Annotated in this window: 11 protein-coding genes; 5 read left to right on the top strand and 6 right to left on the bottom strand. The window is 73.0% G+C overall.

Annotated elements, in window-relative coordinates:
• Positions 1-12 precede the first annotated feature (12 nt).
• Positions 13-972 (top strand): Gfo/Idh/MocA family protein, encoded by a 960-nt coding sequence (locus OQ02_RS35155; RefSeq protein WP_033442985.1) that lies wholly within the window; start codon positions 13-15, stop codon positions 970-972.
• On the opposite strand, the gene OQ02_RS35160 is transcribed toward OQ02_RS35155, so the two are convergent.
• Positions 969-1529 carry a TetR family transcriptional regulator gene (locus OQ02_RS35160; protein ID WP_033442986.1) on the bottom strand — a complete coding sequence of 187 codons (561 nt, stop codon included), beginning with the start codon at positions 1527-1529 and terminating at the stop codon, positions 969-971. The two genes, OQ02_RS35155 and OQ02_RS35160, sit on opposite strands and share 4 nt — an antisense overlap.
• A gap of 35 nt (positions 1530-1564) precedes the next feature.
• Between OQ02_RS35160 and OQ02_RS35165 the strand changes: the two genes are divergently transcribed.
• A complete protein-coding gene (locus OQ02_RS35165; RefSeq protein ID WP_033442987.1) occupies positions 1565-2209 on the top strand; it encodes an HAD family hydrolase in 645 nt (214 codons plus the stop codon).
• Here OQ02_RS35165 and OQ02_RS35170 read toward each other — a convergent pair.
• Entirely contained in the window at positions 2175-2369 is a 195-nt protein-coding gene (locus OQ02_RS35170) for a hypothetical protein (protein ID WP_051773178.1), read from the bottom strand. The two genes, OQ02_RS35165 and OQ02_RS35170, sit on opposite strands and share 35 nt — an antisense overlap.
• 126 nt (positions 2370-2495) lie before the next feature.
• On the opposite strand from OQ02_RS35170, the gene OQ02_RS35175 reads away from it, so the two are divergent.
• Positions 2496-2882 carry a cold-shock protein gene (locus tag OQ02_RS35175; RefSeq protein ID WP_033442988.1) on the top strand — a complete coding sequence of 129 codons (387 nt, stop codon included), beginning with the start codon at positions 2496-2498 and terminating at the stop codon, positions 2880-2882.
• Here the strand turns inward: OQ02_RS35175 and OQ02_RS35180 are convergent.
• The 3 genes from OQ02_RS35180 to OQ02_RS35190 all read right to left on the bottom strand — a co-directional run bounded on the left by OQ02_RS35180 (position 2879) and on the right by OQ02_RS35190 (position 5941).
• Entirely contained in the window at positions 2879-3382 is a 504-nt protein-coding gene (locus tag OQ02_RS35180) for a DUF2771 family protein (protein WP_051773179.1), read from the bottom strand. The genes OQ02_RS35175 and OQ02_RS35180 overlap by 4 nt on opposite strands.
• 11 nt (positions 3383-3393) lie before the next feature.
• Positions 3394-5076 (bottom strand): MFS transporter, encoded by a 1683-nt coding sequence (locus tag OQ02_RS35185; protein WP_037329756.1) that lies wholly within the window; start codon positions 5074-5076, stop codon positions 3394-3396.
• A gap of 130 nt (positions 5077-5206) precedes the next feature.
• Positions 5207-5941, bottom strand: a complete 735-nt coding sequence (locus OQ02_RS35190) for a glutaminyl-peptide cyclotransferase (RefSeq protein WP_033443009.1) — start codon at positions 5939-5941, stop codon at positions 5207-5209.
• 72 nt (positions 5942-6013) lie between these two features.
• Between OQ02_RS35190 and OQ02_RS35195 the strand changes: the two genes are divergently transcribed.
• Together OQ02_RS35195 and OQ02_RS35200 are read left to right on the top strand one after the other, a co-directional pair.
• A complete protein-coding gene (locus tag OQ02_RS35195) occupies positions 6014-6826 on the top strand; it encodes a DUF3027 domain-containing protein (RefSeq protein ID WP_231500359.1) in 813 nt (270 codons plus the stop codon).
• Positions 6823-9651, top strand: coding sequence for a sacsin N-terminal ATP-binding-like domain-containing protein (locus OQ02_RS35200; RefSeq protein WP_033442989.1), 2829 nt, complete (start codon positions 6823-6825; stop codon positions 9649-9651). Before OQ02_RS35195 ends, OQ02_RS35200 begins: the two co-directional genes overlap by 4 nt.
• A 9-nt stretch (positions 9652-9660) precedes the next feature.
• Here OQ02_RS35200 and OQ02_RS47030 read toward each other — a convergent pair whose 3' ends face one another.
• Positions 9661-9906 carry an HNH endonuclease signature motif containing protein gene (locus OQ02_RS47030; RefSeq protein ID WP_081916161.1) on the bottom strand — a complete coding sequence of 82 codons (246 nt, stop codon included), beginning with the start codon at positions 9904-9906 and terminating at the stop codon, positions 9661-9663.
• Positions 9907-9958: the final 52 nt, after the last annotated feature.

Consider the following 9958-nt stretch of genomic DNA (forward strand, 5'->3'; position numbering starts at 1 on the left):
AGCTCCCGCCCCGTGCCGAACAAACTCCGCTGGGGCGTCGTCGCGACGGGCGGCATCGCCGACGTCGTCACCGGCGACCTCCGTCTGCTGCCCGATGTCGAAGTGCTCGCGGTGTCGTCCCGCGCGCTCCCCAAAGCCGAGGCGTTCGCGGCCAAGCACGAGATCCCGCGTGCCTACGGCGACTACGCGGACCTCCTCGCGGACCCCGACGTGGACGTCGTCTACGTGGCGACGCCGCACGTCCAGCACCACGAGGTGACGCGTGCGGCGTTGGAGGCGGGCAAGCACGTGCTGTGCGAGAAGCCCGCCACGCTCACGCTGCCGCACCTCCAGGAGGTGGTGGACCTGGCGCGCGAACGCGGCCTGTTCTTCATGGAGGCCATCTGGAGCCGGTTCAACCCGCTCACCGTGAAGCTCCGCGAAGTCGTCGCGGACGGCGCGATCGGCGAGCTCCGATCGGTTCGGGCGGACTTCGGGTTCGCGCTGGAGCACGACCCCGCGCACCGGCTGTGGAACCGGGCCCTCGGCGGCGGATCGCTGTTCGACCTGGGCATCTACCCCGTGTCGTTCGCCCACATGCTGCTCGGCGAACCGGAGACCGTCGCCGCGCACGGCTCCCTGGTCGACGGCGTGGACGCCGAGGTCGGGATGCTGCTCGGCTACCCCGGCGGCGAGCACGCCCTGCTGGCGTCGTCGCTGGTCAGCCCCCTGCTGTCGAGGGCCGTCGTGTACGGGACGCGTGGCCTGGTGGAGCTGCCAGGCATGCACCACGCCCCGACCGCGATCATCGTGAACGGGGTGGAGCACCGGGCGGAGATCGAGGGCGCCGGGTACGTGCCGCAGCTGCGCGAGGTCGTCGCGCGGGTGAACGCGGGCGAGGTCGAGAGCCCGACGATCACGCACGCCGAGTCGCTGGCGATCCTGCGCACCATGATCGAGGTCGGCGACCAGGTCGGCCTCCGCTACGACTAGGACCTGTCGTCCCGACCCGCGGCCAGCAGCGCCTCCGTCACGTGCACGACCGCCTCGACCCGGCGGCTGCTCGGCGTGAGCAGGTGGCTCAGCGACACCCGCACGATCGTCTCGGCGATCAGGTGCACCCGCGGGTCGGGCAGGTCGCCCCAGTGCTGCCGGATGTGCCGGGCGAACACCGAGGTGGCGAGCGTGAGCACCGGCCGGCCCCTGGTGGTGAGGAACGGCAGCATGTCCTCGGCGTTCGCCCCGTTCAGCACGGACTTCGCCAGGTTGTCCCGCTCGGCCAGGTCGAAGGCGAACCGGATGCCCTCGCGCAGCCCCTCCAGCGGGTCGGGCGTGCCGAGCAGCCGTTGGCGCACACCGTCGACGAACTCGGCCGTCTTGTGCAGCGCCACCGCCTGCAACAGCCGTTCCTTGTTGCCGAACTCGTTGTAGACGCTCTGCCTGCTGACGCCGGTCCTGGCCGCGACCTCCGCCAGGCGCAGGCCGCGCGAACCGCGTTCGGCCACCAACTCGGCCGCCGCGTCGAGCAGGGCGCGGGTGAGTTCCGTCACGGCGCGAAGCTTTCCACAGCGCCTAAAGTGCGGTCGTGCCGCTGACCGTCGGATTCGACCTCGACATGACCCTGATCGACCCCAGGCCCGGCATGGCGGCGGTGATGGACGCGGTCGCGGCGGAGAGCGGCTACCCGCTCGACGGCGCGCACTTCGCGGCGAACCTCGGCCCGCCGCTGGACATGGTCTACCGCGAGTCCGGCGTGCCCGAGGCCGACATCCCGGACCTGATCGCCCGGTTCCGCGCGCTGTACCCGGAGGTCGTCATCCCGGCCACGGTGGCACTGCCGGGCGCCGCGCAAGCGCTTGCCGCGGTGCGCGAGCTGGGCGGGACGACGATCGTGGTGACCGGCAAGTACCGGGCCAACGCGGCGCTGCACCTGGCCGCGTTCGACTGGGAGGTGGACCACCTGTTCGGCGAGCTGTGGTCGACCGGCAAGGCCGAGGCGCTGAAGGTGCACGGGGCCGCCGTCTACGTCGGTGACCACGTGGGCGACGTCCGGGGTGCGAAGGCGGCCGGCGCGGTGTCCGTCGGTGTCGTGAGCGGGCCGTGCAGCGGCGACGAGCTGGCCGCGGAAGGCGCGGACGTGGTGCTGCCGGACCTGACCGCGTTCCCGGACTGGCTGCGCGCGAACGCCGACCGGCTCACCGCCGGGTCCGGGACTCCCGCACCGCGCTGAACACGCCCAGCGCGAGACCGGCCGGCGCGAGCAGCCAGCCGGCGGCGAACACCCAGGCGGGCAGGCCGCGTTCGCCCGCGACGAACATCGCGACGATGGCCACCACGCCGAGCGCGAACAACGCCACGGCGAGCGGCATCAGCTTCGGGGTCGTCGACATGGGTCGGATCGTAGTCGCGCTTTCGGAGGTGCCCCGGCGGCGGTGTTCTGGATAGTCTGGTGGGACGCGCCCTGGGCACGCCCCGGGCGCGTTCGTCGTGTGATCGCTTAAGGATTGGTGAGAACGGTGCCGACCGGCAAGGTCAAGTGGTACGACTCGGAGAAGGGCTTCGGCTTCGTCACACAGGACGGTGGCGAGGACGTCTACGTGCGGAAGTCCGCGCTGCCCCCGGGTGTCGAGGGCTTGAAGGCCGGTCAGCGGATCGAGTTCGGCATGGCCGAGGGCAGGCGCGGTCCCCAGGCGCTGTCCGTGCGGCTGGTCGACCCGGCGCCCTCGGTGGCGGAAGCCCGCCGCCGGCCCGCGGAGGAGCTGCACGGCCTGATCGAGGACATGATCAAGCTGCTGGAGATGAAGGTCCAGCCCGACCTGCGCCGCGGCCGTTACCCGGAGCGGAAGAACACCAAGCTGATCGCCGACGTGGTCCGTGCCGTCGCACGGGAGCTCGACCCCTAATCGCCGGCCGGCCGGCGATCACCGCGATCGTCGATCGACAGGACCCAGGTGCCACGGGCGACGAAGTCGAACGCGCCCGTGGTGCTCGTCTGGATGCGCGCGCCGTACTGCTGGACCTCGACGCTCTCCAGCTGGTCGTCCGGGTTCGGCAGCACGAGCGTGTACGCGTACCGGGGGTCCCGCTCGGTGAACAGCTTGCTGCGCAGCGGTTCCTGCGGCTCACCCCGCCCGTTGCGGTAGGTGAACTTCACCGACCAGGCGGTGTCGGCCAGCTCGCCCGGCACGGAGATCTGCACCGGCTTGCCCGGCCGCACCCGCAGCACACCGGCCGCGCCGGCGTCCGCCTCGCAGTTCTCCGACTGGAGGTCGCAGTACTGCGACGGCTTGACGTTGATCGCCTCACCGTCGGCGTAGAACGTCACCTCGGGGTCGACGGGGGCCGCGCACCCGGCCAGGACCAGGCCGGACAGGACGAGGAGCGACACGGGAAGCAGGCGCACGGCAGTCGAGCCTACGTGCCCGCCTGCGGGACGACGGGCGCGGCCCGCAGCGGGCGGTCGCCGCGCAGGCCGGGGATCAGCGTGGACCCGCGCCGCGTCTGGATCGTCTGCGCCAGCCCCACCGCGAGCAGCACCGACAGCACGGTGAACCCGATCCAGTACTCGGTCGGCAGCAGCACGCCCAGCGCGCCGCCGAACACCCAGCCGAGCTGGAGGATCGTCTCGGACCGGCCGAACGCGGACGCCCGCGACTCGTCCGGCACGTCGTCCTGGATCACCGCGTCCAGCGACACCTTCGCCAGCGAACTCGCCGTCGCGCCGATCAGCCCGACCGCCGCGGCCGTCGCCAGGCCCGGCAGCACGGCCGCCACGACCACCGTCGCCAGCGCCGCGACCAGGCACCCGATCACCACCTGGTCCGGCACGCCGAAGTGCAGCCGCGCGCCCACCGCGTTGCCGAGGAAGCTGCCGACACCGGCCGCCGCCGCGATCACACCCAGCAGCAGCACCTGCATGAACGCGTCGCCCTCGGTCTGGGCGCGCACCACGAACGCGGCGAACAGCATCAGGAACCCGGTCAGCATCCGGATCGCGCCGTTGCCCCACAGCGCCACCACGACCGTGCGGCCCAACGGCTGCCGCTTCGGCTTCGGGCTGGCCCGCAGCGACGCCGGCACCTCGCCCTCGGTGACCTCCACCCACGACGGGATGCGCAGGCAGAAGTAGGCGTTCGCCAGGCACAGCACGGCCGTGAACCACAGCGCGCCCGGCGACCCGAACAGGTTCGCGAACCCGGCCGCGACCGCGCCGAACACACCACCCGCGGCCAGGCCGAACACCGTCATCCGGGCGTTCGTCTTGGACAGCGTGATGTCCCGGGGCAGCACGCGCGGGGTGATGGCGGCCTTGAGCACCGTGAACGACTTGGACAGCACCATGCTGCCCAGCGCCGCCGGGTACAGGCCCCAGTTGTCGAAGTTCAGCGCCATCGCGATCGCCAGGAACACGCGCAGGACGCACGACGCCGCCAGCGCCACCCGCCTGCCGTGCTGGATCCGGTCCAGCGCTGGGCCGATGACCGGGGCGACCAGCGCGAACGGCGCCACCGTGATCAGCAGGTACAGGGCGACCTTGCCGCGGCTCTGACCGGTCGCGGCGGAGAAGAACAGGGTGTTGGCCAGCGCGACCGCCATCGCCGCGTCGGCCGCGTAGTTCAGCATCACCGCGTAGGTCAGCGACGACAGGCCGGACTGCTTGGCGCCGTCGGCGTGCGCGGCCTTGCGGAACGCGGCCACCGCCTGGCTGCTGATCTGCTTCGTGCGGAACCACACGACCCGGGTGACGGTGAGCTTCTTCGGCAGCGTCGGGACGGTCGGCTTGTCGCCGTCCGGCGGCGCGAAGCGGGCGGACTCCCGTTCATCGCGCGGCTGCTGGTCGGGGTGCTGGTCCCGTGGTCGGCTGCGCGGTGGCGGCTGATCGTGCGGCGGGGGTTGGTTGCGCGGCGGGGGCTGGCCGGGGTTCCGCGGCCGGCTGCGGGGTGGCGGCCGGTCGTGGGGTGGCGGCTGGTTGTGGGGGCGCGGTTGGTCGGGCGGCGGTGGCTGGCCGGGTACCGGGTACGGCCGGGTGCGCGGCTTGTACTCGTCGTCCTCCCACGGGTACCGCCGCGACGGGTCTTCCGGCCGAGGGGGTGTCACGCCTCAATCCTGCCTCACCAGGTGCGGGCTGTCTCACGGATCGACCCGGCGGCGGCCGGTGGTGTCCGGCACGCCGTCCCGTCCGGCGTCCCCGCCCGGCGTTCCGCTGGGCGTCCCCGCCCGGCAGGGTTCACCCGCTCGGGAACCTCACCCGGAAGATCGTCGGCCAGTTCTTGCCGGTGACCAGGAACTCGTCGGTGCCCGGCACGGCCGCGATGCCGTTCAGCACGTCGCTCTTCGGCACGTCGTCCGGCCGCAACGAACTCAAGTCGACGGTGGCCGTCACCGCGCCGGTCGCCGGGTCGATCCGCACCACCTCGTCGGAGTGCCACACGTTCGCCCACACCTGCCCGCCGACGCACTCCAGCTCGTTCAGCCGGTCCAGCGGCTGCCCGTCGCGCCGCACCGCCACCGTCCCCGTCTCGGCGAACGACCCGGGATCGCGGAACGTCAGCTCGGCCGTCCCGTCGCTCATCACCAGCCGGTCGCCGTCACGGCACAGCCCCCAGCCCTCACCCTCGTAGGTGACGCGCCTCACTTCTTCGAAGGTGGCCCGATCCCGTTCGATGGCCACGCCGTCCCGCCAGGTGATCTGCCAGATCCGGTCGTCGACCACGGTGATGCCCTCGCCGAACATCGCGTCCGGCAGGTCGACCCGCTGCTCCACCTCACCCGTCCGGGGGTCCACCCGGCGCAGCGACGACTGCCCCTCCAGGCCCGTTCCCTCGTAGAGCGACCCGTCCACCAGTTCGAGGCCCTGTGTGAACGCGCCGGGGTCGTGCGGCACCGTGCCGAGCACTTCGAGCCCGGTCGGGCCGCTCGGCGGAGTCGAGCACGCCGCCGACAGGACCAACACGACCGCCATCAGGAGCCACCGCACGTCCGAAAGGGTGGCACGTGTGCACAGTGCTGCGAAGACGTGCGGCACAATTCACCTGTGACCGCCACGCCGACCCAGCAGCCCAACCCAGCGCTCGCCGATCCCGAGGCAGTCCGGCTCGCCCGAGCCGCCGCACAAGAGGAGGCGGGCGCGGACCGCGTCGGCGACCACGTGGGCACGGTCGCCGAGGACCAGGTGTCGGCCACCCACCTCTTCGAGGCCTACCAGGCCGGCTACCGCGGCTGGAACTGGGCCGTCACGGTCGCCTTCGCGGGCCCTGGCACGCCGCTGTCGGTGAGCGAGGTCGTGCTCCTGCCCGGTGACGACGCGCTCGTCGCACCCGATTGGGTGCCGTGGCACGAGCGGGTCCGCGCCGGTGACCTGGGCGTCGGCGACCTGCTGCCCACGCCCGAGGACGACCCGCGGCTCGCGCCCGCCTACGTGGGCTCGGACGACCCGGCGATCGAGGACACCGCCCTGGAGATCGGCCTTGGCCGGGTGCGGGTGCTGTCCCGCGAGGGCGTGCTCGACGCCGCCCAGCGCTGGCACGGCGGCGACTTCGGGCCGCGCAGCGAGATGGCCCGCAGCGCGCCCGCCACGTGCGGCACGTGCGGGTTCTACAGCCGGATCGCCGGTTCCCTCGGCGCCGCCTTCGGGGTGTGCGCGAACGAGATGACGCCGGCCGACGGGCACGTCGTGCACGTGGAGTACGGGTGCGGCGCGCACTCCGAGACCGAGGTCGAGGGCGGCCCGCTGGTGCCGGTCGCCGAGGTCGTCTACGACGACGCGGTGCTGGACGTCGAGGCCAACCTGTCCCAAGCCGACCTGTCCGGGGCCGACCCGTCCCACACCGACGAGAGCGGGACGTGAGCGCGGACCCGTTCGGCACCGAGGCGCTGCGCGAGTCGGTCCTGGCCGCGTGGCGCGGGTCGCCGACGCGGTTCCGGGAAGACGCCAACGCCGAGGAGGACCTGCGGCTCGGCGGGTACCGAGACCGGCTGCTGGTGGAACTGGCGCAGAACGCGTCCGACGCGGCGGGCGGCGCACCGGGTGTGCTGCGACTGTCCCTTGTGGACAACGAACTGCGCGCGGCGAACACCGGCGCACCGCTGGACGCGGCCGGAGTGGCGGCCCTGGCGTCGCTGCGCGCGTCGTCGAAGGTCACGGACACGGTCGGCCAGTTCGGCGTGGGTTTCGCCGCCGTCCTGGCCGTGACGGAAGAACCGCGGGTCGTGTCGCGGACCGGCGCGGTGGCGTTCTCGGCCGCCCGCACGCGCGAGGCGGTGCCGTCGCTGGCGTCGGCCCGCGGCGGTGACGTGCCGGTGCTGCGGCTGGTGTGGCCGTCCGACGAGACCGACGTGCCGGACGGGTTCGACACCGAGGTGCGGCTGCCGCTGAAGGCGCACGCGGACGGGCTGCTGGCCGAGTTCGCCGCGCAGGCGCCCGACCTGCTGCTGGCGCTGCCCGGGTTGCGCCGGATCGAAGTCGGGGCGCAGGCGTGGGAGCGGACCGAGTCCGACGGCGTCGTGGTGCTGACCGGCCCGTCCGGCGCGCAGCGGTGGCTGGTGCACCGCGTCGGCGGCGAACTGCCGTCCTCCCTGGTCGCGGGCGTCGAATCACGTCCGCACTGGTCGGTGTGCTGGGCGTGGCCGATGGACGAACCCCTGTCCGGCGACGTCCTGCACGCGCCGACGCCGACCGACGAGAAGCTGTCGCTGCCCGCGCGGCTGATCGCGACCCTGCCGGTGGAGCCGTCCCGGCGACGGGTGCTGGCGGGCTCGGCGGCGTCGTTCGTGCTGGACCAGGCCGCTTCGGCGTACCCGGCGCTGGTGGCCTCGCTGCCCGCGATCGAGCGGACGCGGCTGGTGCCGCTGCCCGGCTTCCCGCTGTCCGAAGTGGACGACCAGCTCCGGATCGGGATCACCGAGGCGTTGCGGACCGCTGCCTGGCTGCCGCTCGCGGACGGCGAGTGGACCGCGCCGTCGACCGCGAAGGTGCTGGACCTGGCGTCGTTCGAGCTGGTCGAACTGCTGGAGGACGTGGTACCCGGCCTGCTCGACTACGAACTGACCCTGCCGCCGCACGCGAAGGCCCTGGCGGCCCTCGGCGTGCCGAGGCTCGGGGTGGCGGAAGTGGTCTCCGCGCTGGCCGGTGTCGGCGGCGACCCGGCGTGGTGGCACGAGGTGTACGACGCCCTGTCGCCCGTCGCGGACGTCGACTCCACGGCGCGTGAGGCGATGGGCGCCCTGCCCGTGCCGCTCGTCGACGGACGGCTGGTGAGCAGCCCGCGCGGTGTGCTCGTCGGCACCGATTCGGAGCTGTTCTCGGTGCCGGGTCTGCGCATCGCGCACCCCGACGCGGCGCACCCGCTGCTGATGCGGCTCGGTGCGACCGAGGCCGGCGCGGACGAGCTGCTGGACTCCGACGCGGTGCGCGAGGCCGTGCACCGGAGCATGGACGACCCCGAGCTGGACGGGCTCGACCTGGTGCGGACCGTGCTGCGGCTGGTGTCGCGGGCCGGTGGGCGGCCGTGGCTGGCGGAGCTGGCGTTGCCGTCGGCGGACGGCGAGTGGCGGCGCGCGGACGAACTCGTGCTGCCCGACTCGGCGCTGCTGTCGGTGCTGGAGTCCGACGCGCCGTTCGGGGTGCTGGACGCGTCGGTCGCCGAGGAGTGGCCGCGTTCGGTGCTGACCGACGTCGGCGTGATCGACGGTTTCAGCGTGGTCGAGGACGACTCGCCCACCGAGCCGGACCACGACCTGGCCGACGAGGGCTACTGGTGGGACACGTTCGACGTGCCGCCCACGCGGGTGCTCGGCATCCGCGACCTGGACCTGGTGGCGCGGGACAAGTGGCCCGAGGCGCTGGCGATGATGGCGGCGGACCCGGTGGCGTGGCGTGCGGTGACGGAGCCGGACGGCTACACGGGCTGGTGGCTGGCGAGGTACGCGGCCCTCGAAGGCCTGCCGCCCGGGTCGTGGCGGTTGGCCGACGCGGACGGCCTGGACGGCTTGTACGACGTGGTGCCGTCGGTCGACCTGCCGGCGCACGTGCTGGCGGCGGCCGGTGTGCGGACGTCGTTGACCGTGGTGGACGAGGACGACGTCACCGACCTGCTGGGCCGGCTGGGTGACCCGGCGCGGAAGTTGTCGGACGCCCTGGTGCTGCGGGTGCACGCGTTGCTGGCGGAGGTGGCGGACGTGGTGAGCGTCGAGCCGCCGGACCGGGTGCGGGTGCTGACGGGGACCGCCGAGTCGGCCGACGACGTGCTCGTGCCCGACCTGCCCTGGCTGCTGGGAGTGCTGCCGCCCTCGCAGGTGCTGGCGTCGGCGGGTGCCTCGGCCGAACTGGCCGAACTCCTGGCCCTGCCGCTCGCTTCGGAGGAGGTGTCCGGGGCGGTGGTCGGTGAGGGTGACGAGGTGGTCTGGTCGGAGTTGGGTGCGGTGCGGCTGGCGTGCGACCTGCTCGGCGTCGAGCTGCCGGGTGGGTCGCTGATCGTGCACGACGAGCTGGTCGTGGCGGCGGAGGATGCCGAGCACTCGGTGTCGTGGTGGGTGGAGGACGCGGTCGTGCACGCCGCCGACACCCCCGAGGGGTTGGCGCGAGCCCTGGCGTGGACGACCGGCCGTTGGGACGACCGGCACACGTTCGCCGCGTTGATCGCCGACCCGACGCCGTCCGTGCTCCTGGGCTGACCCGGGTGTTCAGGCGGCCACGGGTGTGGGTGGTCGGTGGAGCAGGTTCTGTCGGGGCCTCTGCGCGGGGTCGACGTGGCGTGGGGGAATGAAGGCCGGAATTCCGCCGGTCATGGTGATGCGCCAGCGTGAGTGGTGCACGAGAGTGTGGTGGGCGCGGCACAGGAGCACGAGGTTGTCCAAATCCGTGGCGCCGCCGTCCGCCCAGAATGTGACGTGGTGCGCGTCGCACCATTTCGGCGGTCGGGAACAGATGGGTCGACCTTGGGCGCGCCACCCGAGTTTCCTCGGGAGCGTTTCCCAAGGC

The sequence above is a fragment of the Saccharothrix sp. NRRL B-16314 genome, from assembly GCF_000716595.1.
Lineage (GTDB): Bacteria > Actinomycetota > Actinomycetes > Mycobacteriales > Pseudonocardiaceae > Actinosynnema.